This window comes from Massilia jejuensis, assembly GCF_042656795.1.
Classification (GTDB): Bacteria; Pseudomonadota; Gammaproteobacteria; order Burkholderiales; family Burkholderiaceae_D; genus Telluria; species Telluria jejuensis.
Genome location: NZ_JBHSMS010000058.1, coordinates 130,345 through 154,710 on the forward strand (window position 1 = coordinate 130,345; position 24,366 = coordinate 154,710).

Annotated in this window: 20 protein-coding genes; 8 read left to right on the plus strand and 12 right to left on the minus strand. The window is 65.1% G+C overall.

What is annotated here, in order from left to right; translation table 11 throughout:
- Window positions 1-38: 38 nt before the first annotated feature.
- The 3 genes from ACFPOU_RS18200 to ACFPOU_RS18210 all read left to right on the plus strand — a co-directional run bounded on the left by ACFPOU_RS18200 (window position 39) and on the right by ACFPOU_RS18210 (window position 1,717).
- On the plus strand, window positions 39-521 hold the full coding sequence (locus ACFPOU_RS18200) for a MarR family winged helix-turn-helix transcriptional regulator (RefSeq protein ID WP_379724421.1): 483 nt from the start codon (window positions 39-41) through the stop codon (window positions 519-521).
- A complete protein-coding gene (locus ACFPOU_RS18205) occupies window positions 518-799 on the plus strand; it encodes a hypothetical protein (RefSeq protein ID WP_379724424.1) in 282 nt (93 codons plus the stop codon). Before ACFPOU_RS18200 ends, ACFPOU_RS18205 begins: the two co-directional genes overlap by 4 nt.
- An 84-nt stretch (window positions 800-883) precedes the next feature.
- A complete protein-coding gene (locus ACFPOU_RS18210) occupies window positions 884-1,717 on the plus strand; it encodes an HDOD domain-containing protein (protein WP_379724427.1) in 834 nt (277 codons plus the stop codon).
- A 387-nt stretch (window positions 1,718-2,104) separates the two neighbouring features.
- On the opposite strand, the gene secF is transcribed toward ACFPOU_RS18210, so the two are convergent.
- The 5 genes from secF to queA form a co-directional block, all read right to left on the minus strand.
- Window positions 2,105-3,124, minus strand: a complete 1,020-nt coding sequence (gene secF, locus ACFPOU_RS18215) for a protein translocase subunit SecF (RefSeq protein WP_379724430.1) — start codon at window positions 3,122-3,124, stop codon at window positions 2,105-2,107.
- A gap of 15 nt (window positions 3,125-3,139) precedes the next feature.
- Window positions 3,140-5,017 (minus strand): protein translocase subunit SecD, encoded by a 1,878-nt coding sequence (secD, locus tag ACFPOU_RS18220; protein ID WP_379724433.1) that lies wholly within the window; start codon window positions 5,015-5,017, stop codon window positions 3,140-3,142.
- An 86-nt stretch (window positions 5,018-5,103) separates the two neighbouring features.
- Window positions 5,104-5,436 (minus strand): preprotein translocase subunit YajC, encoded by a 333-nt coding sequence (yajC, locus tag ACFPOU_RS18225; protein WP_379724436.1) that lies wholly within the window; start codon window positions 5,434-5,436, stop codon window positions 5,104-5,106.
- 132 nt (window positions 5,437-5,568) lie between these two features.
- Window positions 5,569-6,708: a tRNA guanosine(34) transglycosylase Tgt gene (gene tgt / locus ACFPOU_RS18230; protein ID WP_379724439.1), complete on the minus strand. Its 1,140-nt coding sequence runs from the start codon at window positions 6,706-6,708 to the stop codon at window positions 5,569-5,571.
- Between the two features lie 8 nt (window positions 6,709-6,716).
- A complete protein-coding gene (gene queA / locus ACFPOU_RS18235; protein ID WP_379724441.1) occupies window positions 6,717-7,739 on the minus strand; it encodes a tRNA preQ1(34) S-adenosylmethionine ribosyltransferase-isomerase QueA in 1,023 nt (340 codons plus the stop codon).
- A 105-nt stretch (window positions 7,740-7,844) separates the two neighbouring features.
- Here queA and recG point away from each other — a divergent pair, with 105 nt between their 5' ends.
- A complete protein-coding gene (recG, locus tag ACFPOU_RS18240; RefSeq protein ID WP_379724444.1) occupies window positions 7,845-9,905 on the plus strand; it encodes an ATP-dependent DNA helicase RecG in 2,061 nt (686 codons plus the stop codon).
- 307 nt (window positions 9,906-10,212) lie between these two features.
- On the opposite strand, the gene ACFPOU_RS18245 is transcribed toward recG, so the two are convergent.
- From ACFPOU_RS18245 to ACFPOU_RS18260, 4 genes are all read right to left on the minus strand, one after another.
- Window positions 10,213-11,202 (minus strand): Gfo/Idh/MocA family protein, encoded by a 990-nt coding sequence (locus ACFPOU_RS18245; protein ID WP_379724447.1) that lies wholly within the window; start codon window positions 11,200-11,202, stop codon window positions 10,213-10,215.
- A complete protein-coding gene (locus ACFPOU_RS18250) occupies window positions 11,195-12,010 on the minus strand; it encodes a DUF3025 domain-containing protein (RefSeq protein ID WP_379724450.1) in 816 nt (271 codons plus the stop codon). Before ACFPOU_RS18250 ends, ACFPOU_RS18245 begins: the two co-directional genes overlap by 8 nt.
- The gene (gene pyrC, locus ACFPOU_RS18255) at window positions 12,011-13,060 is read right to left on the minus strand and encodes a dihydroorotase (RefSeq protein ID WP_379724453.1); all 1,050 of its coding nucleotides are present in this window, start codon (window positions 13,058-13,060) and stop codon (window positions 12,011-12,013) included.
- A 134-nt stretch (window positions 13,061-13,194) separates the two neighbouring features.
- Window positions 13,195-13,920, minus strand: a complete 726-nt coding sequence (locus tag ACFPOU_RS18260; RefSeq protein WP_379724456.1) for an amino acid ABC transporter ATP-binding protein — start codon at window positions 13,918-13,920, stop codon at window positions 13,195-13,197.
- Window positions 13,921-14,129: 209 nt separating this feature from the next.
- Between ACFPOU_RS18260 and ACFPOU_RS18265 the strand changes: the two genes are divergently transcribed.
- Both ACFPOU_RS18265 and ACFPOU_RS18270 read left to right on the plus strand, forming a co-directional pair.
- Window positions 14,130-15,392 (plus strand): dicarboxylate/amino acid:cation symporter, encoded by a 1,263-nt coding sequence (locus ACFPOU_RS18265; protein WP_379724459.1) that lies wholly within the window; start codon window positions 14,130-14,132, stop codon window positions 15,390-15,392.
- 72 nt (window positions 15,393-15,464) lie between these two features.
- Window positions 15,465-16,748: a metal-dependent hydrolase family protein gene (locus ACFPOU_RS18270; protein WP_379724462.1), complete on the plus strand. Its 1,284-nt coding sequence runs from the start codon at window positions 15,465-15,467 to the stop codon at window positions 16,746-16,748.
- 62 nt (window positions 16,749-16,810) lie between these two features.
- On the opposite strand, the gene ACFPOU_RS18275 is transcribed toward ACFPOU_RS18270, so the two are convergent.
- Complete coding sequence (locus ACFPOU_RS18275) at window positions 16,811-18,658, minus strand: ABCB family ABC transporter ATP-binding protein/permease (RefSeq protein ID WP_379724465.1); 1,848 nt, start codon at window positions 18,656-18,658, stop codon at window positions 16,811-16,813.
- 62 nt (window positions 18,659-18,720) lie between these two features.
- On the opposite strand from ACFPOU_RS18275, the gene ACFPOU_RS18280 reads away from it, so the two are divergent.
- Complete coding sequence (locus ACFPOU_RS18280; protein WP_379724468.1) at window positions 18,721-19,164, plus strand: acyl-CoA thioesterase; 444 nt, start codon at window positions 18,721-18,723, stop codon at window positions 19,162-19,164.
- Window positions 19,165-19,167: 3 nt separating this feature from the next.
- Entirely contained in the window at window positions 19,168-20,745 is a 1,578-nt protein-coding gene (locus tag ACFPOU_RS18285) for an alkaline phosphatase D family protein (protein WP_379724471.1), read from the plus strand.
- Window positions 20,746-20,777: 32 nt separating this feature from the next.
- Here ACFPOU_RS18285 and ACFPOU_RS18290 read toward each other — a convergent pair whose 3' ends face one another.
- Together ACFPOU_RS18290 and ACFPOU_RS18295 are read right to left on the minus strand one after the other, a co-directional pair.
- Complete coding sequence (locus ACFPOU_RS18290; RefSeq protein WP_379724473.1) at window positions 20,778-22,460, minus strand: long-chain-fatty-acid--CoA ligase; 1,683 nt, start codon at window positions 22,458-22,460, stop codon at window positions 20,778-20,780.
- Between the two features lie 99 nt (window positions 22,461-22,559).
- Complete coding sequence (locus ACFPOU_RS18295; RefSeq protein ID WP_379724476.1) at window positions 22,560-24,257, minus strand: long-chain fatty acid--CoA ligase; 1,698 nt, start codon at window positions 24,255-24,257, stop codon at window positions 22,560-22,562.
- Window positions 24,258-24,366: the final 109 nt, after the last annotated feature.

Genomic DNA, 24,366 nt, shown 5'->3' on the forward strand with positions numbered 1-24,366 from the left:
AGGCGCACTCCGCTCCAGGGCGGCTATAATTCCACGTCATGGGGGAACGATATTTAAAAAGCATCCGCTTGCTGGCCGAATGCCTGCAAGGCTTCGAGCGGTATTCGGGCGAATCGGTGCGGCAGTACGGTTTGACGCACCCGCAGTTCGACATCATCGCCACGCTGGGCAACACGGACGGGATGAGCTACAAGGAACTCGGCGAGCGCACCCTCATCACCAAGGGCACGCTGACGGGCGTCATCGAACGCCTCGAGCACAAGGGCATCGTGCTGCGCGAGCAGAGCAGCGACGACAAGCGGTCGTTCCATGTGCGCCTGACCGATGCGGGCAATGCCATGTTCCGCGAGGTATTTCCACAGGTCGTTGCCCATGGCAAGCAATTGTTTGTTGGTTACAGCGACGCCGAATTCGACGAGATCGATGGCGCGTTGGCGAAACTGCGCGAGCGCATCCACCGAGCCGGGCGCCCGTCCCCGCTTTCGTCCCCATCATTACATCAACAAAAGGAAGAATCTTGAAAACCACCCTGCTCGAAGGCATGAAGCCTGCCCATTTCGACAAGCACATCATCGGCAATATCCTGCTTGAAGTGGCGCCGGTCGAGGAAGTGCGCCAGCACAAGATGCTGATCGGCGTACGCAACGAAGCCGGCGAAATCTACCGCCTCATCGGTGCCGCCAAGATCAACAGTTTCATGAACGCCGTCGAAGAGCTGGCCGACCTGGGCCTGGTCGACGAGTTGCAAGACACCGAAGAGCCGAAGGATGGCTGCGACGCCATTTTCAGCGAGCCTTGACACGCTGCCCGGATTGGCGTTGTAAAAGTGCTCCCGGGCAAACTTTGACTGGGGAATGTCTGGCCACCGGAGTATAATTTTTCGATGGACAGACTCGACGCCCTCAAGAGTATCGCGGCCCAGGCCAGTCGCGGTGAACTCAGCTTCCCGACGAATGTCGACGCCACGCTCAGGCTGCAACAAGCCCTGAACGATCCCGAATGCCACGCCGACATGGCGGCCCGCCTGGTGCAGGCCGAACCCTTGCTGGCGGCGCGCACCGTCGCCATCGCCAATTCCGTGACCTATAACCGCTCCGGCAACGACGTCACCAACGTGCGCGCCGCCGTCCAGCGCGTGGGCTTCCGCACGCTGGGCGCGCTCGCCGCCGCCGTCATCGTGCGCCAGCTGAGCAGCGAAATCACCGACCCCGACCTGCGCCAGCGCGCCGACGCCCTGTGGCGCCACTCGGCCCACGTGGCCGCGCTGGCGCAGGTGATCGCACGGCGGGTGTCGTTCGTCGATCCGGAGACGGCGATGTTCGCCGGTATCGTGCATGAGGTGGGCGGTTTTTATATGCTCTCGCGCGCGCACGACTATCCGGGGCTGCTCGACGGCGATGCCGACGAGTGGCTGGAACATGGCGAAGTGGCGATCGGCCGCGGCGTGCTGCTGCGCCTGGGCGTGCCGACGCCGGTGATGGGGGCGATCGAGGCGATGTGGAACGGCATGCGCGCCTTGCCGCCGGAGACCCTGGGCGATACCCTGCTGCTGGCGAACGACTTGTCGCCGGTGCCTTCGCCCCTGCTCGAGCGGCCGGGGGCGACCACGTTCGCGGCGGCGGCGTCGATCGATTTCGCCGTGGGCGACGGGACGCTGGCACGCATCATGGAAGAGTCGGCGCACGAGGTGCAAAGCTTGACGGCGGCCTTGCTGTAGGCTTGCTCGGCAAAAAAAATGCCCGCTCAAGGAGCGGGCAAAGTCCAAAACTAGGGATGTCCTGAAAGAGACAGTTCCATATTAGTTCCCGGTTCCCACACACTCTGTGCGGCACTTCACACTCGTGACATATTCCGGTTTCTCGAGCCCGCTTTCGGCGCGGGCAAAAAAAAACCCGCTCCGAAAGGGAGCGGGTGAAGTCCAAAACTAGGGATGTCCTGAAAGAGACAGTTCCACTATACGTTTCGGCTCCGTCCGTTCTCTGTGCGCAAACTCACACATGGGAGCATTCTCACATCGGGAGAGTATTCACAATGAAAAATGCCGCCCGGCTGGCAAGCGGGCGGCATCGTGCTGGCGCAGCCGTCCTGGCCACGCCTTGTACTATCAGACGACGGCGCCGTCCGTTTCGTCCTTTTCCTTGACCGGCTTGATCAGGTCTTCGCGCTTCACGCCGAGCCACATGGCAATCGCCGCCGCCACGAACACCGACGAGTAGATGCCGAAGCAGATACCGATCGTCAGGGCCATCGCGAAGTGGTGCAGCGACGGACCGCCGAACAGCAGCATCGACAGCACCATCATCTGGGTCGACGCGTGCGTGATGATCGTGCGCGAAATGGTGCTGGTGATGGCGTGGTCGATGACTTCGGTCACCGTCATCTTGCGCTGCTTGCGGAAGGTTTCGCGGATGCGGTCGAAGATGACGACCGATTCGTTGACCGAGTAACCCAGCACGGCGAGCACGGCCGCCAGCACCGTCAGCGAGAATTCCCACTGGAAGAAGGCGAAGAAGCCGAGGATGATGACGACGTCGTGCAGGTTCGCCAGGATCGCGGCGACGGCGAATTTCCACTCGAAGCGAATGGCGAGGTAAGCGACGACGCCGACGATGACCATGATCAGCGCGTTCAGGCCGTCGGTGGCCAGTTCGTCGCCCACCTGCGGGCCGACGAAGTCGACCCGCTGCAGCGTGACCAGTTCGGCGCCGGCCGGGTTGGCGCAGCTGGTGCGCGCTACTTGCTGGCCCTTCTCCATGACCGTCACCTGCTTGGGCGCGCCGCCTTCGGAGGCGCAAATGGCATTGAAGGCTTCCGACGAGACGGTCGCGCCGGCCGCGGTCTTGACCGGCGGCAGGCGCAGGATGATGTCCTGGGCGGTGCCGAAGCTGGCCACCTCGGGCGCTTCATGGCCGATCGAGCGCAGCGTCGCGCGGATCTTTTCCTGGTCGGCCGCGTGCGGATAACGCAATTCCATCACGGTGCCGCCAGTGAACTCGACCGAGAAATGCAGTCCCTTGGTCACCAGGAAGAAGATGGCGGCGACGAAGGTCAGCGCCGAGATCACGTTGAAGATCAACGCGTGGCGCATGAACGGGATGTCCCGCTTGATTTTGAAAAATTCCATGACGATTCCCTAGTCTTATTTCTTTTCAGCGGGCAGGCCCGGCGTCCAGACGGTGCCCACCGACAGCTTGGTGAGCTTCTTGCCGCGGCGGCCGTACCACAGGTTGGCGATGCCGCGCGAGACGAACACTGCCGAGAACATCGAGGTCAGGATGCCCAGGGTGTGCACGACGGCAAAGCCGCGCACCGCGCCCGAACCGAAGATCAGCAGCGCCAGGCCGACGATCAGGGTGGTCACGTTGGAGTCGAAAATCGTGTCCCAGGCATGGCTGAAGCCGTTCGTGATCGCCATCTGCGGCGTGGCGCCGGCGCGCAATTCCTCGCGGATGCGCTCGTTGATGAGCACGTTGGCGTCGATCGCCATGCCGAGGGCCAGCGCGATGGCGGCGATACCGGGCAGGGTCAGGGTTGCCTGCAGCATCGACAGCAGCGCCAGCAGGAACATCACGTTGGCGGCCAGCGCCAGCGCGGAAAAGACGCCGAACATCTGGTAATAAACAATCATGAAGACCGCGATCGCCACGAAACCCCATACCGTCGAGTTCAGCCCGCGGCTGATGTTTTCGGCGCCCAGCTGCGGGCCGACCACGCGTTCCTCGATGAATTCCATCGGCGCCGACAGCGCGCCCGAGCGCAGCAGCAGCGCCAGCTCGTTGGCGTCTTCGATGCTGCCGATGCCGGTGATCTGGAAGGTCGAACCGAGTTCGCCCTGGATGGTCGGCGCCGTCGGCACGGTGTACTTGCCCTTTTCCTTGAGCAGAACGGCCATGCGCTTGCCGATGTTATCGCGGCTCATCAGGCGAATCTTGCGGCCGCCATCGCCGTTCAGGTCGAGCGAAACGGCCGGCTGCTGGTTCTGGTCGAAGGTGGCGACGGCGCTCGAAATGTAGTCGCCGGTCAGGACGATGTCTTTATAGACGACCACCGGGGCGCCGCGGCCTTCCGTAAACAGTTCCGAGTTCAGCGGGATGGCGGCCGACAGTTCGGTGCCCGGCGTGATGGTCGGATCGACCAGGCGCATTTCCAGGGTGGCGGTGCGGCCGATGATGTCTTTCGCGCGCGCCACGTCTTGCACGCCCGGCAATTGCACGACGATGCGGTCGGCACCCTGGCGCTGGATGACCGGCTCGGTCACGCCGAGTTCGTTGATGCGCTTGGACAGGGTCGTGATGTTCTGGTTCACGCCTTCCTCGACGGTGCGCTTGAGCGCTTCCGGCTTGAGGGTGACGAGCAGTTTCAGGGTGCTGCCGTCGGCGGCGTCGGCAAAGGCCAGGTCCTGCGACTGGCTCGCCAGCGCGGCACGGGCGGCGGCGCGGGTTTCGGCATCGCGGAAGCTGACTTCCACGGTATTGCCGCTGCGCTCGATGCCGCTGTGGCGCACGTTCTTGTCGCGCAGGATGCTGCGCACGCTGGCCTGGGTGCCCTTCACCTTGGTGTCGAGCACGGCTTTCGAGTCGACCTGCAGCAGGAAGTGGACGCCGCCGCGCAAGTCCAGGCCGAGGTTCATCGACTTGGCGTGCAGGGCCTGCATCCAGGGCGGGGTATTTTTCACCAGGTTGACGGTGACGATGTAATCGGGGTCGGCCGCGTCGCGGTTGAGCTGGCGCTCGAGGGCGAGCTTGGCCTTGAACTGGGCATCGGTCGTGCCGAAGCGCGCACGCACGGCGGCCGAGTTGCCCTCGCCTTCCAGGGTCACCTGGTTCGCCGGAACACCTTCCCGTTTGAGCACGTCCGTGACCCGGGCGGCCGTCTCGCTCGTGATCTTGACAGTCGTCTTGCCGGTCGTAATCTGCAACGCTGGCGATTCGCCAAAGTAATTAGGCGCCGTGTACAGCGCGCCCAGCAGGAGCGTGACAGCGATCAGTATGTATTTCCAGACGGGATAGCGATTCATAGTGTTCCAGCGTAGGGTGTTAGGCGGCACGCGGCCCTGGCGGATGACCAGTGGCGGCCCCGGGCCTTGCCCGGGCGCGCGCGGGCTTACAGGGACTTGAGCGTACCCTTCGGCAGCAGCGTGGTGACTGCATTCTTCTGCACCACCATTTCGGTGCCGGCCGCCACTTCGATGGTGACATAAGCATCTTTCACCTGCACGACACGACCCAGGATGCCGCCGGCGGTGACGACTTCGTCGCCCTTGGCCAGGGCGTCCATCATGGCCTTCATTTCCTTCTGGCGCTTCTGCTGGGGACGAATCATCAGGAAATACATGACCACGAACATGATAAGCAGCGGCGCGAAGGTCGTCAGGTTGCCCATCAGGCCGGGATCGGCAGCGGTGGTGGTTTGCGCGTAAGCGTTGGAAATGAACACGAGGACTCCGGTTGTGAGATGAAAAAAACAGCGCTGTATTCTAGCACCGGCGAACTGCCAGCGGCCATTCGCGGTAGATGGGATTGACAAGTATGAATTGCAAGGTGGAAATCTCGGGGCAGGCGCGCATTTTTAGACCCCGCGTGCCCGATCCGCCGCAAAGCTCAGCCTGAACGCTTGGAACCCATCGGCATCGATGGCGTCGCGCATTTCCTGCATCAGGTTCAGGTAATAGTGCAGGTTGTGGATCGTGTTCAGCCGCGCGCCGAGGATCTCGTTCGAGCGGTGCAGGTGATGCAAATACGCGCGCGAGAAATTCTTGCAGCAATAGCAGTCGCAGGACGCGTCCAGCGGCCCCGTGTCTTCCTTGTAGCGCGCGTTCTTGATTTTTACATCACCAAAGCGCGTAAACAGCCAGCCGTTGCGGGCGTTACGGGTCGGCATCACGCAATCGAACATGTCGACGCCGTTCGCCACGCCCTCGACCAGGTCTTCCGGCGTGCCCACGCCCATCAGGTAGTGCGGCTTGTCGGCCGGCAGGCGCGGGCCGACATGGGCCAGGATGCGCTTCATGTCTTCCTTCGGTTCGCCCACCGACAGGCCGCCGATGGCCAGGCCCGGGAAGTCGATGTCTTCCAGCCCGGCCAGCGACTCGTCGCGCAGGTGCTCGTACATGCCGCCCTGGACGATGCCGAACAGCGCGTTCGGGTTCTCGCCACCCTTGAATTCGTTCATCGAGCGCTGGGCCCAGCGCAGCGACATGCGCATCGACTTGGCCGCCTCCTCGCTCGTCGCTGCCCTGCCATCGATCTCGTAGGGCGTGCATTCGTCGAACTGCATCACGATGTCCGAATTGAGCGCGCGCTGGATCTGCATCGACACTTCGGGCGACAGGAATTTACGCGCACCGTCGATCGGCGAGGCAAAGGTGACGCCCTCTTCCGTGATCTTGCGCATCGCGCCCAGCGAAAACACCTGGAAGCCGCCCGAGTCGGTCAGGATCGGCTTGTCCCAGCCCATGAAGCCGTGCAGGCCGCCGAACTTGTTCAGCACGTCCGTGCCCGGACGCAGCCACAGGTGGAAGGTGTTGCCGAGGATGATCTGGGAACCGACCGTGGCCAGCTCGACCGGGTCCATCGCCTTGACGGAACCGTAGGTCCCGACCGGCATGAAGATCGGCGTTTCGATGGTGCCGTGGTTGACGGTCAAGCGGCCGCGGCGCGCGTGCGACAGGCCGCTGGTATCTTTTTTGAGAAGCGTAAATTCGAGCATCGGGGTTTTTAGCGTGATGTGGTTGTCAGCAGCATGGCGTCGCCGTAGCTGAAGAAGCGGTATTCGCTGGCGACTGCATGTGCGTACGCCTTGCGAATGGCGGCGTAGCCGGCAAAGGCCGACACCAGCATCAGCAACGTCGATTTCGGCAGGTGGAAGTTGGTGATCAGGCGCGTGACGGTCTTGAATGTGTAGCCGGGCGTGATGAACAGGGCCGTGTCGGCGCTGCCGGCGGCCAGCTCGCCCGTTTGCGAGGCCGATTCCAGCGCGCGCAGACTCGTGGTGCCGACGGCGATCACGTCGCGCCCGGCCGCCTTCGCGGCGCGCACCGCATCGACCGTTTCGGCCGGCACCGTATACCACTCGGTGTGCATCTGGTGCGCGGCCAGGTCTTCGACGCGCACGGGTTGAAACGTGCCGGCGCCGACGTGCAGCGTGACGTAGGCGAAGTCGACGCCCTTGGCCTTCAACTTGTCGAGCAGCGGCTGGTCGAAATGCAGGCCGGCGGTTGGCGCGGCGACCGCGCCCGGCTCTTTCGAGTACACGGTCTGGTAGCGCTGCTCGTCGAATGCGTCGGCCGTATGCTCGATGTAGGGCGGCAGCGGCAGGCGGCCGTGCGCCTCGATCAACTCGAACACGTCGCCCTCGAAAACGAGGGTGAAGAACTCGCCGGCACGCTCGCCCGTGGTGACGTCGAAGGCATCGGCCAGGCGGATGCGGGTTCCCGGCTTCGGCGACTTCGAGGCGCGTACCTGGGCCAGCACGGTGCGGTCGTCGAGCACGCGCTCGACCAGCACCTCGACCTGGCCTCCGGTTTCCTTGACGCCGAAGAAGCGCGCTTTCAATACACGGGTGTCGTTCATCACAAGCAGGTCGCCGGCTTGCAGCTGGTCGACGATGTCGGCGAAATGGCGGTCAGTGATCTGTTCGCCATCGAGCTGGAGCAGGCGCGAGGCGCTGCGGTCCGGCAGGGGCAATTGCGCGATGCGCTCGGGCGGCAAATCGAAATCGAAGTCGGAAAGCGAATACATTCTGGTCAATTCTGGGAAAATAAGTGCTGGCAGCCTTACAATATGGCCCCAAGTAGTGCGGCGAACCCTCTATTTTACGCCAGCCTTTGCCATCCTGCCGCGTTTATGCCTGCTCCGAAGCCTCCACCCGCCCCGAAAACGACACAGACCAGGCTCGCCAAGCTCGGCCTGCGCAGCGACATGGACCTGGTCCTGCACCTGCCGATGCGCTACGAGGACGAGACCAGGATCGTGCCGATCCGCGAGGCTTGCCTGCGCGGCGGCCATGTGTCGCAGGTCGAGGGGGTCGTCATCAAGAACGAGATCAGCTTGAAACCGCGGCGCCAGCTGCTGGTGACGATTGCCGACGAGAGCGGCGAACTGCTGCTGCGCTTCATGAATTTCTACGGCAGCCAGGTCAAGCAGCTGTCCGAGGGCGTGCGCGTACGCGCCCGTACCGAGATCAAGCATGGCTTTTTCGGGGCCGAGATGGTCCACCCGACCTATAAGGTGGTCAACGAGAACGCGCCGCTGCCGACCTCGCTCACGCCCGTCTATCCATCGGGCGAAGGCCTGTCGCAGCCGATCCTGCGGCGCGCGATCGCCGAAGCGATGCGGCGCGTGGACTGGACCGATACCGTGCCGCCGCTGATCCGGCGCCAGATGGACCTGATCGACTTCGAGCCGGCCGTGAAACTGCTGCACTATCCGCCGGTCGACGCCGACGAATACGCGCTGATGGAAAAAACGCATCCGGCCTGGACGCGCATGAAGTTCGACGAACTGCTGGCCCAGCAGCTGTCGCTCAAGCGCGCCCAGCGCGCGCGGCGCGACAAGGGTGCGCCGCACCTGCGCGCGATCGGCCGCATGACCGAAGGTTTATTGGGCGCCCTGCCCTTCAGCCTCACCGGCGCCCAGCAGCGCGTCCTGCAAGAGATCCGCAAGGACCTGCGCGAGAGCTATCCGATGCAGCGCCTGCTGCAAGGCGACGTCGGCAGCGGCAAGACGGTCGTGGCCGCGCTGGCCGCCGCCCAGGCCATCGACAGCGGCTACCAGGCCGCGCTGATGGCGCCGACCGAGATCCTGGCCGAGCAGCATTTCAGGAAGATCGCCGCGTGGATGGAACCGCTCGGCGTGAAAGTCGCCTGGCTCACGGGCAGCCTCAAGAAGAAGGACAAGACGGCGGCCAACGAGATGGTGGAATCGGGCCAGGCGCGCCTGGTGATCGGCACCCATGCGCTGATCCAGGACACGGTGCAGTTCGCGAACCTGGGCCTGGTCATCGTCGACGAACAGCACCGCTTCGGCGTCGGCCAGCGCCTTACCCTGCGCAACAAGGGCAGCGACGGCCTGGTGCCGCACCAGTTGATGATGTCGGCGACGCCGATCCCGCGCACGCTGGCGATGACGTATTACGCCGACCTGGAAGTGTCCGTGATCGACGAGCTGCCGCCGGGGCGCAGCCCGATCGTCACGCGCGCCATCGACCAGAACCGGAGAGATGAAGTCATCGAACGCGTGCACGCCGCCGCGCTTGAGGGCCGGCAAGTGTACTGGGTCTGTCCGCTGATCGAGGAATCCGAAGCGTTGCAGCTGCAGACCGCGACCGAAACCTACGAGACCCTGGCGCAAGCGCTGCCCGATTTGCAGGTGGGGCTGGTGCACGGGCGCATGAAGCCGGCCGAGAAGCAGGCGGTGATGGATGCCTTCACGGCGGCCGAGGTGCACGTGCTGGTCGCCACCACCGTCATCGAAGTGGGGGTGGACGTGCCGAACGCCTCGCTGATGGTGATCGAGCATGCCGAGCGCTTCGGTTTGTCGCAGCTGCACCAGCTGCGCGGACGCGTGGGCCGCGGCTCGGCGGCCAGCGTCTGCCTGCTGCTGTACCAGAGCCCGCTGGGCCAGGTGGCCAAGCAGAGATTGCTGACCATGCGCGAAACCACCGACGGTTTTGAAATTGCGCGGCGCGACCTGGAGATTCGCGGCCCCGGCGAGTTCCTGGGTGCGCGCCAGTCGGGACAGGCGATGCTGCGCTTTGCGGATCTGGAAACGGACCAGTGGCTGGTCGAGCACGCGCGCGACATCGCGGCCGGGCTGCTGGAGAACGAGACGCCGGCGAACATGGAGATCGTCGACGCGCACCTGGCGCGCTGGCTGGGCGGCCGCGAAGAGTTCCTGAAGGTATAACGCTGCACAGCTGCACAGCTGCACAGCTGGGGTCAAGCTGCACAGCTGGGGTCAGGTCTGACAAGTGAACACGGCCTCGGCATTCGCTACGCACAGCCTCCCCAATGAAGGTTGAGCTCGTGTCCGAAAACACCACAGCTGGGGTCAGGTCTGACAAGTGAACACGGCCTCGGCATTCACTACACACAGCCTCCCCAATGAAGGTTGAGCTCGTGTCCGAATGTCAGACCTGGCCCCAGCTGTTATCCGCACAGCCTCCCCAATGAAGGTTGAGCTCGTGTCCGAATGTCAGACCTGGCCCCAGCAGTTATCCGGCGCGGTCGGCCTCGTAGACCAGTCCGATCTGGCGCCGTACCTCGTCCATCACTTCCATCAGCGCCAGCGTCTCGGCATGCGGCATGACCGGGCTTTCGATCAGCCCCGCGCGCCAGCAGCGCTGGGCTTCGATCACTTCGTGCACGTAGCCGTTGCCGAGATAAGGCGTCTCGATCGTGCGGCTGCCGTCGTCGCGCGCCACCGTGATCGAACGCGCGCGGTGGAACATGGTGTTCATGCGGATGTGCCCGCGCGAACCCGACACCGTCAGTTCGCCCGGCGTGCGCGCCTGGAACGAGCAGCTGCAGACCGACATGCCGCCGTGTTCATGCGTCAAAATAAAACCGGTCTGCACGTCGACGCCGGTCGGCCCCATCTCGGCCTGCGCCCTGACCGCGGCCACCGGGCCGAGCAGACTGGCGGCGATCGAGAGCGGATAGATGCCGAGGTCGAGCAGCGCGCCGCCGCCCAGCGCCGGATTGTAGACGCGGTGCTCGGGGCCGAAATGGGCGGTGAACCCGAAGTCGGCGACAACCTGGTGCACGCTGCCGATTTCGCCAAGGGCGATGAGGCGCTTGACTTCGCCGAGGGCCGGCATGAAGCGCGTCCACATCGCTTCCATCAGGAACAGGTTATGCGCGCGCGCCAGCGCGACGACTTCCTCGGCCTCGCGCCGGTTCATCGTAAAGGGTTTCTCGCACAGCACACCCTTGCCGGCGCCCAGCGCCAGCCGCGCATTGGCGGCGTGCTGCGGATGGGGCGTGGCGATGTAGACCAGGTCGATGCCGTCGGCCGCCGCCAGCGCTTCGTACGAGCCGTAGGCGGCTCCGGCGCGGAACTCGGTGGCGAATTCGTCGGCCTTCTCCAGGCTGCGCGAAGCGACGCCCGCCAATACGGCGCCGGGCACGTCCTGCAGCGCGCTGGCGAAGGCGCGCGCGATCTTGCCCGTGCCGAGGATGCCCCAGCGAACCGCCTCAGTCATGGCTGCTCCTGTCGGGCCGCTTGGGGCGAAAAACCGTCGTGTCCAGGTAAAACGCCTGGTCCTGGCCGGGCCACCAGCCCGGCACGCCCAGCACGGGCAGCGGCGTAAAGCTCGATGTCGTCAAGCCTTCGGCCTGCAGCAAGCGGGCCACCGTCCCATCGATCCAGGCGCGCCGGGCATCGAGGTCGAGCGCGAAGAACCCGTCCGGCGCGAACACGACCCGGGTGTGGGCCGTGATCGCCTTGCGCGGCGCCACCAGCTTTTCCATCAGCGCGTGGCCGAACAGCCAGAGCTGGGCGTCGGGGCCGAACATGGCGCGCTTTTCGAACAGCGCCGCGTCCCAGCAGTGGGCACGCAGCTCGTCGGCCAGCGCGCGCCCTTCGCTCGAGGCGCGCAGCACCAGCAGCGCGGCGTTCTCGTCGAAAATGGTGGCGGCGTCGCGCGCCGGGCCGCGCGCGCGGCTGCCGGCGGCCGCGGCGATCTGCGCCGCTTGCAAGGCGTTCAGTTCGCGCTTGATCAGCGGGAAGGTTTGCCAGACGAGGCCGTTGAAGAAGTCATGCAGGTTGTCGCGCGTGGGCACCTTGCCGGTGGCGCTGATGAATTCTTCATACGCCGTTCCGTCGGGCAACGCTTCCTGCGGCACGAAGCTGACGGCCAAGTCGCGGTGGTTGCGCAAGGCGAGGCGCGCGGCTTGCCGGTTAAACGCGCCGACAAACCCGTCGCCTTCCAGACCGAGCGCATCATACGCTGGGCGCACGGCGTCGTACCACGGCCGCGACCAGTCGATCTGCGCAATCTCCGCTGCCACTTACAACATCTTCCAGTCGATGCGCTCGCCTGCATTGAGCGGCACGAGCGCTTGTTCGCCCATCGGCACGGTGGCCGGCAGGGTCCACGATTCGCGCGCCAGCGTGATGGTGCCGACGTTGCGCGGCAGGTTGTAGAAGGCCGGGCCGTTGAAGCTGGCGAAGGCTTCGAGTTTGTCGAGCGCGCCGGCGTCGGCGAAGGCCTGCGTGTACAGTTCCATCGCGTGCAGGGCCGTGTAGCAGCCGGCGCAGCCGCAGCTCGACTCCTTCGCGCCGATCGCGTGCGGGGCCGAATCGGTGCCGAGGAAGAAGCGCTCGTCGCCGCTGGTGGCGGCCGTGACCAGCGCCAGCCGGTGTTCCTCGCGCTTGAGCACCGGCAGGCAGTAATAGTGCGGCCGAATCCCGCCGCGGAAGATCTCGTTGCGGTTGTAGAGCAGGTGGTGCGCGGTGATGGTGGCGGCGATCGGGCCTTCGGCCTCGGCCACGTACTGGGCCGCGTCCTTGGTCGTGATGTGCTCGAAGACGATGGCCAGCGCCGGCAGGTCGCGGCGCAGCGGGCGCATCACGCGTTCGATAAAGACGGCTTCGCGGTCGAACAGGTCGATCTCGTTGTCGGTGACTTCACCATGCACCAGCAGCGGCATGCCGACTTCCTGCATCACTTCGAGCACCTTGTAGCAGTTGCGCAGGTCGGTCACGCCGGCATCCGAATTGGTGGTGGCGCCGGCCGGGTACAACTTGACCGCATGGATGAAACCGCTGTCCAGCGCGCGCCGGATCTCGTCCGGATCGGTATTGTCGGTCAGGTACAGCGTCATCAAAGGCTCGAACTGCATGCCCTGCGGGAGCGCGGCCAGGATGCGCTCGCGGTAGGCGGCGGCGGCGGCCGTCGTGGTGACCGGCGGTTTCAGGTTCGGCATCACGATCGCGCGCGCGAACTGGCGCGCCGTGTGCGGCAGCACGCTGGCCAGCGCCGCGCCGTCGCGCAGGTGCAGGTGCCAGTCGTCTGGACGGGTGATGGTGATGGATTGCGGGGTCTCGATGATGGACATGGCGGTTCTCGGATTGCGGGACGGCGTCATTTTACCTGCATAGGAGATGGCGCGCCGCGTAAAACCGGAATTGCGCAGCGCGGCAAGCCCGGCAGGAATTCATCGCGCACGGCGCTTTTCCTCGCAAGAAGCCGTCAGTGGATGATCTTCGCCAGGAACTCGCGCGCGCGCGCCGAGCGCGGAGCGGTGAAGAATTCCTCCTTCGGGGTGTCCTCGACGATGCGGCCGTGGTCCATGAAGACGATCCGGTCCGCCACCTTGCGGGCAAAACCCATTTCGTGGGTCACGACCATCATCGTCATGCCGTCCTGGGCCAGGCCCACCATCACCTCCAGCACTTCGCCGATCATTTCCGGGTCGAGCGCGGAGGTCGGTTCATCGAACAGCATCGCCACCGGATCCATCGCCAGCGCACGCGCGATCGCCACGCGCTGCTGCTGGCCGCCCGAGAGCTGGGCCGGAAACTTGTCCCGGTGCGCCAGCAGCCCCACCCGGTCCAGGTAGGTCAGGCCGCGCGCGACGGCCTCGCCCTTGGCGCGCCCGAGCACCCGGATCTGGGCCAGCGTCAGGTTCTCCGTGACCGAGAGGTGCGGGAACAATTCGAAGTTCTGGAACACCATGCCGATCTTGGCGCGCAGCCTGGGCAGGTCGGTCTTGCGGTCGGTGACCAGCACGCCGTCGACCCGGATCACGCCTTCCTGCACCGCCTCGAGGCCGTTGACGGTCTTGATCAGGGTCGACTTGCCCGAGCCGGACGGCCCGCAGACCACCACCACGTCGCCCCGGGCCACATGCGTACTGCAATCGGCGAGGACCTGGAACTCGCCGTACCATTTGCTGACCTTGTCAATTTCAATCATTTTTTCTTCACTTGTTTGCAAACCTCGACCACCGCTGTAAGCGTGCTTGACAGCACTAACAGCCCCAAGGATACTGCGAAACTTGCCAAGATACTCAGAGCGAATCCTCCTTCGCTCCCGGAACCACCCTACTATCCAGCCGCGGCCTGCCCAGGACCCCGTGTCCGGCCGGCCGGGTCGAACGCGCAGCCGACTACAGGAAGCAGTCCATGAACAATCGAAACCGTCTCACAATCTACATCCTGATCGGCCTCGCGCTGGGGATCGTCGTCGGCTACATCGCCAACATTAACCTGGCCGACCCCAAGGGCTTCGCCGACACGATGTCGCTGGTGACGACGCTGTTCCTGCGCCTGATTAAAATGATCATTGCGCCGCTGGTCTTCGCCACCCTGGTGGTCGGCATCGCCAAGATGGGCGACGCCAAGGAAGTCGGCCGCATCGGCGTCAAGGCGCTGGGCTGGTTCATCATCGCCTCGGTCATCTCGCTGTCGCTGGGCCTGATCCTGGTGAACCTGTTCCGCCCGGGCGACGCGATGGCCGCGCTGGGCAACCTGCCGCCGGTCGGCGCCGATTCGGGCATCGTCACCAGCGGCCTGACCCTGAAGGAATTCATCACCCACCTGGTGCCGTCCTCGATCGTCGACGGCATGGCCAAGAACGAGATCCTGCAGATCGTCGTGTTCTCGCTGTTCTTCGGCACCGCGGCCGCCGCCGTCGGCGCGCGCGCCACGCCGATGATCGACGCCATCGACGGCGTCGCCCACGTCATGCTCAAGCTCACCGGCTACGTCATGAATTTCGCGCCGATCGCCGTCTTCGCGGCGGTGGCCGGCATCATCGCGAAAAGCGGCCTGGGCGTGCTCTCGACCTACGGCATCTTCATGGGCGAGTTCTACCTCGGCATCGCGCTGCTGTGGGTGATCCTGATCCTGATCGGCATGGTCTTCCTCGGCCCGCGCGTGCTGCGCCTGATCGTCGAGCTGCGCGAACCGACCCTGCTGGCCTTCTCGACCGCCTCCTCCGAAGCGGCCTTCCCGAAAACCCTGGAAGGCCTGGAGCGCTTCGGCGTCAAGAACCGCCTGGCCGCGTTCGTGCTGCCGATCGGTTACTCGTTCAACCTCGACGGCTCGATGATGTACTGCACCTTCGCCACCGTCTTCATCGCCCAGGCCTACGGCATCGAGCTGCCGCTCTCGACCCAGCTCATGATGATGCTGGTGCTGATGCTGACCTCGAAGGGCATGGCCGGCGTGCCGCGCGCCTCGCTGGTCGTCATTGCCGCGACGCTCGGCCAGTTCAACATCCCGGAAGCGGGCCTGCTGCTCCTGCTGGGCATCGACCACTTCCTCGACATGGCGCGTTCGGCCACCAACGTGATCGGCAACGGCATCGCCACCGCCGTCGTCGCCAAGTGGGAGAACGACCTCGAGGAGCCGGTAAAGGACGTCGCCGTCTCGCCGCTGCGCTGACGGTTCGATCACGAAGCATACGAGGCCTTCCAGCGATGGGAGGCCTTTTTTCATAGAAACGGAGACAGGAAGATGAAACAGTTGGCCGCGGCAGCGATGCTGCTTGCATTGAACAGCGCCCATGGCGCCACCCGGACGGTCGATTGCGGCCGCCTGCTCGACCTGAAGAGCGGCACCTGGCGCGAGCGCGTCAGCATCGTGATCGACAACGGCAGCATCACCTCGGTCGGTCCGATGACGCCGGGCGCCGGCCACATCGACCTGTCGGACAAATACTGCCTGCCGGGCCTGATCGACATGCACGTGCACCTCACCAGCGAGACCGCGCCGGCGATCGACGCCTACCGCGACCGCCTCACGGCCGATCCAGCCGACCTGGCCTACCGTTCGGTGAAGTATGCCGAACGCACGCTGATGGCGGGATTTACCACCGTGCGCGACCTGGGCGCCCAGGACGGCCTGAACGTGTCGCTGAAACGCGCCATCGCCAGCGGCGCCGTGCCGGGTCCGCGCATGTTTACGGCCGGGAAATCGATCGCCACCACCGGCGGCCATGCCGACCCGACCAACAACCTGTCGCACTTCCTGAACGAGAAGATCGGCACGCCGGGTCCGGAGCAAGGCGTGATCGACAGTCCCGAACAGGGCCGCCAGGCCGTGCGCGCCCGCTACAAGGAAGGCGCGGACCTGATCAAGATCACCGCCACCGGCGGCGTGCTGAGCCAGGCGGCAAACGGCCAGAATTCGCAGTACACCGAGGACGAACTGCGTGCGATCGTCAGCACGGCCAAGGATTACGGCTTTCGCGTCGCGGCCCACGCGCACGGCGCCGAAGGCATGAAGCGCGCCTTGCGCGCTGGCGTCGATTCGATCGAGCACGGCACGCTGATGGACGACGAAACCATCGCCCTGTTCAAGAAGACCGGCCACTGGTACGTGCCGACCATTTCGGCAGGCCGCTATGTCGCCGACAAGGCGAAGGACGCGAACTACTATTCGGCCCTGGTGCGCCCGAAGGCGGCCGCGATCGGCCCGCAACTGCAGGCGACCTTCGCGCGCGCCCACAAGGCCGGCGTGAAAATCGCTTTCGGCACCGATGCCGGCGTGTTCCCGCACGGAGACAATGCAAAGGAGTTCGGCTACATGGTCGAAGCGGGCATGCGCCCGATCGACGCGATCCGCGCCGCGACCGTCCACGCCGCCGCCTTGCTCGACCAGCCGCAGCGCCTGGGCGCGGTGGCGCCGGGCTTCGCCGCCGACATCGTCGCCGTCGACGGCGACCCGCTGCGCGACGTCAGCGTGCTCGGACAAGTGAAATTCGTGATGAAGGACGGCGTCGTCTACAAACAACCGTAACGGCCTCGAAAAGAAGAGGTGCGGTACGTAGTGACGGGCGTGCGTCGCCCTTCACTCGTCCTTCACTCGCTCTGCAGCGCCAACGGCGGCGACGCCAGCTCCTCCTCCGGGCGCGCCTGCTGCCGCTCCCACATCTGCGCATACAGGCCCTGCGCCGCCAGCAAGCTGCCATGGGTTCCGCGCTCGACGATTTTGCCGTGATCGAGCACCATGATCTGCTGCGCGTCGGCGATCGTCGACAGGCGGTGCGCGATCACCAGCGTGGTGCGGTTGCGCGCAATCTCCTTCAACTGCGCCTGGATTGCCTGCTCGGACTTCGAGTCGAGCGCCGACGTGGCTTCGTCGAAAATCAGGATCGCCGGGTTCTTCAGCAAGGTGCGGGCAATGGCCACGCGCTGCTTCTCGCCGCCCGACAGTTTCAGGCCGCGCTCGCCGACCATGGTCGCGTACCCGTCCGGCAGGCTCTCGATGAAGTCGTGGATCGACGCCGCGCGCGCGGCGGCGACGATGTCGTCCTTGCTCGAGCCCGGCTTGCCGTAGGCGATGTTGTATTCGATGGTGTCGTTGAAGAGCACCGTATCCTGCGGCACGATGCCGATCGCCGAACGCAAGGACGCTTGCGTGACGCTGCGGATGTCCTGGCCGTCGATGCTGATCGATCCGCGGTTGACGTCGTAGAAGCGAAACAGCAGGCGCGAGAGGGTCGACTTGCCCGAGCCGCTATGGCCGACGACGGCGGTGGTGGTGCCGGCGGGAATGGCGAAGTCGACGTCGAACAGGATCTGGCGCTTCGCTTCGTAGCTGAATTCCACATGCGAGAACTCGACCCGCGCGCCCCTGGTCGCCAAAGGCTGCGCGCCCGGCGAATCGGCCACTTCGCGGTTCTGGTCCAGCAGCCCGAACAGGCGCTCCATGTCGGCCAGCGCCTGCTTGATCTCGCGGTAGATCACCCCCAGGAAATTGAGCGGGATGTAAAGCTGGATCATGAACGAGTTCACCAGCACCAGGTCGCCGAGCGACATCGTGCCGGCGATCACGCCTTCGGTGGCGCGCCACAGGATCAGGGTGACGGCGGTGGCAATGATCAGCGATTGGCCGGTATTGAGGACCGAGAGCGAGGTCTGCGAGCGCACGGCGGCATTCTCGTAGCTTTGCAGGCCCTGGTCGTAGCGCTTCGCTTCGTAATCCTCGTTGCCGAAGTATTTCACCGTTTCATAGTTGATCAGCGAGTCGATCGCCCTGGTATTGGCCTTCGAGTCGAGATCGTTCATCGTGCGCCGGAAATGGGTGCGCCATTCGGTGACCACGACGGTGAAGACGATGTAGGTGACCAGCGCCACGGCGGTGATGATCGAGAACCACTTGTCGTAGTTGAACACCAGGTAGCCCAGCACCAGCGTGATCTCGACCAGGGTCGGCAGCACGTTGAAGAGCGAGTACGAGATCAGGGAATTGACGCCGCGCGTGCCGCGTTCGATATCGCGCGTCATGCCGCCGGTCTGGCGGTTCAGGTGAAAGCGCAGCGATAACGCGTGCAGGTGGCGAAACACTTGCAGGGCGATGGTGCGCACGGCGCGCTGCGTCACGCGCGCGAACAGGAACTCGCGCAGTTCGGTAAAGATCGTGGTCGACAGGCGCAGCAGGCCATAGGCAACCAGCGCGCCCAGCGGCAGCACCAGCAGCGCCTGCGGGCTGGCCGGGTCGATCGCTAGCTGGTCGATCAACTGTTTCAGGACCAGCGGCACGCCGACGTTGGCCATCTTCGCGCCGATCAGCGCGCCGAGCGCGGCGATCACGCGCCACTTGTACACCCACAGGTAGGGAAACAGCGTTTTGAGCGTGGCCCAGTCGGTGCGCTGTCGGCCTTTCGCATCTGGCGGCGGAGGGGAACTGGTGGAATGGCGTCGCATGGCAGGGGTCCGGGATTTATGGTTCAATTCGGGACGATTGTAGCTTTTCACGAGAAAACAAGATGACCACGCCTGAAAACACCGCCCCCGCCGCGACCAACCGTCTGCCGGAAGGAAAGATGCCGCAGCTGCGGGTCATGCCGGGCCCGCCTGACGCGAACGTCTATGGCGACGTCTTCGGCGGCTGGATCATGGCACAGGTCGACATTGCCGGGTCGCTGCCGGCCACGCGCCGCGCCAACGGCCGCGTCGCCACCATCGCGGTGAACTCCTTCCTGTTCAAGAACCCGGTGTTCGTCGGCGACCTGCTGTCGTTCTACGCCGATATCGTCAAGGTCGGCAACACCTCGATCACGGTGTATGTCGAGGTCTATGCCGAGCGCAACCGCCTGCAGTCGAACATCGTCAAGGTCACCGAGGCGACGCTGACCTATGTCGCCACCGGCGAGGACCGCAAGCCGCGCCAGCTGCCGCCGATCGAATCGCTGATCTCGCATCAGCCCTAGCCGATGCGGGAGGCGCGCCGCACGTTCCTGCTCGATGCCGCGCGCCTGGCGGCGGCGGCGGCGGCCGGCACCGCCTTCAGCCAGGGCGCCGCGGCAGTCGACAAGTCCTATCCCTTCGCGCTCGGCGTCGCGTCCGGCTCGCCGCTGCCTCACGCCGTCATCCTCTGGACCCGCATCCTGCCCGATCCGTTGAACGCGGCATCGGTCTCGCCCATCGCGCTGACGGTGCGCTGGGAAGTGGCCGAGGACGAGGCCTTCCGTAAAGTCGTGGCGGCGGGCAGCGCGGTCGCCGCGCCGGAGCTCGCGCACAGCGTGCACGTCGACGCGACGGGCTTGAGGCCGGAGCGCTGGTACTGGTACCGCTTCATGCTCGGGGCGGCCGTCAGCCCGGTCGGGCGCACGCGCACGGCGCCGGCCAGCGAGGCCCTGCCTGCCAGGTTGAAAGTCGCGGTCGCGTCCTGCCAGCACTGGGAGTTCGGCCACTACGCCGCGCACCGCCACATCGCCGCCGCCGCGCCCGACCTGGTCGCCTTCCTGGGCGACTACATCTACGAATGGGGGCCCTACCATCTGCGCCACCCGCAGCGGGCGATGCGCAGCGACGAGTCGTTCACGCTGGCCCAGTACCGCGCGCGCTATGCGCAGTACAAGAGCGACCCGGATCTGCAGGCGGCGCACGGGGCGGCGCCCTGGATCGTGACCTGGGACGACCATGAAGTGGCCAACGATTATGCGGGCGACCTCGACGAGCGCCTGTCGACCGACTTCGCGGCGCGCCGCGCCGGCGCCTACCAGGCCTTCTACGAGCACATGCCGCTGCGCCTGCCGCCGGCGCAGGGCGGCCGTTTCAAGGGCGTGCGCATGTTCCAGCGTTACGACTGGGGGCGGCTGGCGCGCTTTCACGTGCTCGACGACCGCCAGTACCGCTCCCCCCTGCCCTGCTCGAAACCCGGACGCGGCGGCTCGAACGTGGTGCTGGCGCGCGCCTGCGCCGCGCTGCGCGACCCGAGCCGCACCATGCTCGGCAGCGAACAGGAAGCCTGGCTGGCGCAAGGCTTGTCGAGCTCGCGCGCGCACTGGAACATCCTGGCCCAGCAGACGCCGATGGCGCAGTCGAGCGGCGTGCCGGTGCGCTCGCCGCAAGACGGCCGCTTCTGGACCGATGGCTGGGACGGCTATCCGGTGGCGCGCCGGCGCCTGCTCGATACCCTGGCGGCGAGCGGCGCCCGCAATCCCCTGGTGCTGGCCGGCGACGTGCACACCTTCTATGCGAGCGAGCTGCGGCGCGACTTCGGCCGCCCCGTCTCGAAAGCCAATCCGGTCGTTGCCGCCGAATTATGCGGCACCTCGATCACCTCGGGTTCGCGGCCGCAGTACCGCACCCAGGAAAATGTCGAGCGCAATCCCCACATCCTGTACGGACGCAGCGACCGGCGCGGCTACATGCTGATGGACGTGACGCCGCAGTCGGCCACGACGCGCTTCATGGCGCTCGAGGACGTGCGCCATGCCGGTTCCGGACAGTCCGCGCTTGCCGCGTTTGCGATCGCCCAGGCATCTTCGCGCATCGTGCGCGCCTGAGCCGGGGTAGTGGCGCAGCCAGGCGCGGCGAGTCAGTCCGGCCGCTTCTCGTCGCGCAGCTCGCGGCGCAAAATCTTGCCGACGTTGGTCTTGGGGAGCGCCTCGCGAAATTCGATGGTGCGCGGGCGCTTGTAGCCGGTCAGCTCTTCCTTGCAGAACTCCATCAGGGTCTCGACAGACAGTGCCGGGTCCTTGCGTACCACATACAGCTTCACCGCTTCGCCCGAGTGCCGGTCCGGCACGCCGACGCAGGCCACTTCCAGCACGCCCGGGTGCGCGGCGACGACGTTCTCGACTTCGTTCGGGTAGACGTTGAATCCGGAGACGAGGATCATGTCCTTCTTGCGGTCGACGATGCGCGTGCAGCCGCGTTCGTCCATGATGCCGATGTCGCCGGTCTTCAGGTAGCCGTCCGGGGTCATCACCTTCGCCGTTTCGTCGTCGCGCTTCCAGTAGCCGGCCATGACCTGCGGACCGCGGATCGCAATCTCGCCCGACTGCCCGAACGCGACCGGCTGGCCGGCGTCGTCGACGATCAGGATTTCGGTCGACGGCAGCGGCAGGCCGATGGTGCCGGTGAAATCGCTGATGTCGCAGCGGTTCGCGGTGGCGACCGGCGAGGCTTCGGACAGGCCATATCCCTCGACGATGGGCGTGCCGGTGATTTTCAGCCACTGGTCGGCCACCGCCTGCTGCACCGCCATGCCGCCGCCCGGACAGACCAGGTAGCTCGAATGGTCGAGCTTGGCGAAGGCCGGCTGGTTGACCAGGCCGTTATACAAGGTGTTCACCGCCGGGAAGACGTTGATGCGGTACTTGCCCAGCTCCTTGATGAAACCGTCCAGGTCGCGCGGGTTCGGAATCAGGACGTTCATGGCGCCCAGGCGCATGCCGAGCAGGCCGCAGACGGTCAGCGCATAGATATGGTACAGCGGCAGCGCGCACATGAACTGCAGCTGCTCGCCGGCCTTGGCGCGGCCCAGCGAGGGCGCGAACCAGGCTTCGTTCTGCAGCACGTTGGCCAGCACGTTCCTGTGCAGCAGGACCGCGCCCTTCGACACGCCCGTGGTGCCGCCCGTGTACTGCAGGAAGGCGATGTCGTCGTGGCCGGGTTTTACCGGCTTGAACGCCAGGCGCGCGCCCTCGGCCAGCACCCGATTGAAACCGATCGCGCCCGGCAGCGACCAGCCCGGCACCATTTTCTTCACCTTGCGCACGACGAAGTTGACGACCGTGCCCTTGAGCGTGCCGAGCAGGTCGCCCATGGTGCCGACCACCACGTGCCTGACCTGGGTGTTGGCGATCACCTGCTCGACCGTGTACGCAAAATTTTCCAGCACCACCAGCGCCTCGGCACCGGAATCATTGAGCTGGTGCTGCAGTTCGCGCGGGGTGTAGAGCGGGTTGACGTTGACGATGGTGTAGCCGCCGCGCAGGGCCGCCGCCATCGCCACCGGGTATTGCAGCACGTTCGGCAGCATGATCGCCACACGCGCCCCCGGCTGCAGGCCACGGCCCTGGAACCAGGCGGCCATCTGCGCCGACATGCGGTCGAGTTCGGCGTAGGTGATGGTCTTGTCCATGCAGGCGAACGCGTTCTGGCCGGCGTACTTGCGGAAGGACTCTTCCAGCAAATGGGTCAGGGAGCGGTACTGCGTCGGATCGATCTCCGCCGGCACGCCAGCCTGGTACGACTTGAGCCAAAACTTGTCCATCTATGCCTCGCTTCTAAAAACTGTGTGTCCAATAAAATGCAAAGCCGCCCGAAGCGGGCGGCTTTGCCAGCCGGACAAGCGCTGTGTCACTGCCCAGCGTCAGGCCGCTTGCTTGTGTGTCGTTTGCTGCTCGTCGCGCAGCGCGCGCCGCAGGATCTTGCCGACATTGGTCTTCGGCAGTTCGTCGCGGAACTCGATGTACTTCGGTTTCTTGTAGCCGGTGAACTGCTGCTTGCAGTAGTCCATCAGTACGGCTTCGGTCAGGGCCGGGTCCTTGCGCACCACGAACACCTTGACGGCCTCGCCCGAGTGCTCGTCGGGCACGCCGACGACGGCGCATTCGAGCACGCCCGGGTGGCCGGCGATCACGCCTTCGAGCTCGTTCGGGTAGACGTTGAAGCCCGACACCAGGATCATGTCCTTCTTGCGGTCGACGATCTTCACGTAGCCGCGCTCGTCCATGGTGCCGATGTCGCCCGACTTGAAGAAGCCGTCGGCCGTCATGACCTTGGCCGTTTCGTCCGGACGGTTCCAGTAGCCCGCCATCACCTGCGGGCCGCGGATCGCGATCTCGCCCGGCTGGCCCAGCGGCACCGGCTTGCCGTCGTCGTCGAGAATGGCGATGTCGGTCGACGGCACCGGCAGACCGATGCTGCCCGTGAAACCGGTTTCGTCGGAACGGTTGCAGGTCGCGACCGGCGAGGTTTCCGACAAACCGTAGCCCTCGATGATGCTCTTGCCGGTGATCTGTTTCCACTTGTCGTTGACCGCCTGCTGCACGGCCATGCCGCCGCCGTTCGCCGTTTTCAGCTGCGAGAAATCGAGGCTGGCGAAATCCGGGTGGTTGACCAGCGCGTTGTAGAGCGTGTTCACGGCCGGCAGCATGTTGACCTTGTACTTGCTCAATTCCTTGATGAAGCCGGGAATGTCGCGCGGGTTCGGGATCAGGATGTTCATGGCGCCGGCGCGCATGCCCCACAGGGCGCAGGCCGTCAGTGCGAAGATGTGGTACAGCGGCAGTGCGCAGACGATGGTCTGGAATTCCACGTGCGGCGGCTGCGAGTTCGCCGGTTCGGCCCAAACTTCAACCTGCAGCACGTTGGCGATGATGTTGCGGTGCGTGAGGGTGGCGCCCTTCGACACGCCGGTGGTGCCGCCGGTATACTGGAGGAAGGCAATGTCGGACGCGGTCAAGGTCACCGGCGTGAACGGCATCTTGCCGCCCTGGGCCAGCGCATCCTTGAAGCGCACCATGTTCGGCAGGGCGAAGTCGGGCACCATCTTTTTAACGTTGCGCACGACGAAGTTGACCAGCATGCCCTTGGCGCCGCCGAGCATCTCGCCCATGCTGGCCACGACCACGTGGCGCACTTGCGTGTTCTTCAGCACCTGCTCGACCGTGTGGGCGAAGTTCTCGAGCACGATGATCGCTTCGCTGCCCGAATCCTTCAGCTGGTGTTCGAGCTCGCGCGGCGTGTAGAGCGGGTTGACGTTGACGACCGTGTAGCCGGCACGCAGGATGGCGGCGATCGCGACCGGATACTGGAGGACGTTCGGCATCATCACCGCCACGCGCGCGCCCTTGGCCATGCCGCGGCTTTGCAGCCAGCCGGCCAGGCGCTTCGAGTAGTCGTCGAGCTCGGCGTAGGTCATGAACTTGTCCATGCACACGTAGGCATTGTTCTGTGCGTACTTCTGGAATGACTCTTCCAGCAATTGCACCAGCGACGTGTACTGGTCGGGATTGATCTCGGCGGGTACGCCAGGGGGATACGACTTCAGCCAAATTTTGTCCATCAGTTGCCTCTGTCTCCAATAGGTCGTTATCGTCCATGGCGCCGCCGCATTCCGACAGCACCATGGCGTGCAGCAGGTGCGTGCTCCTGCCTTTGCTATTGCTGCATGT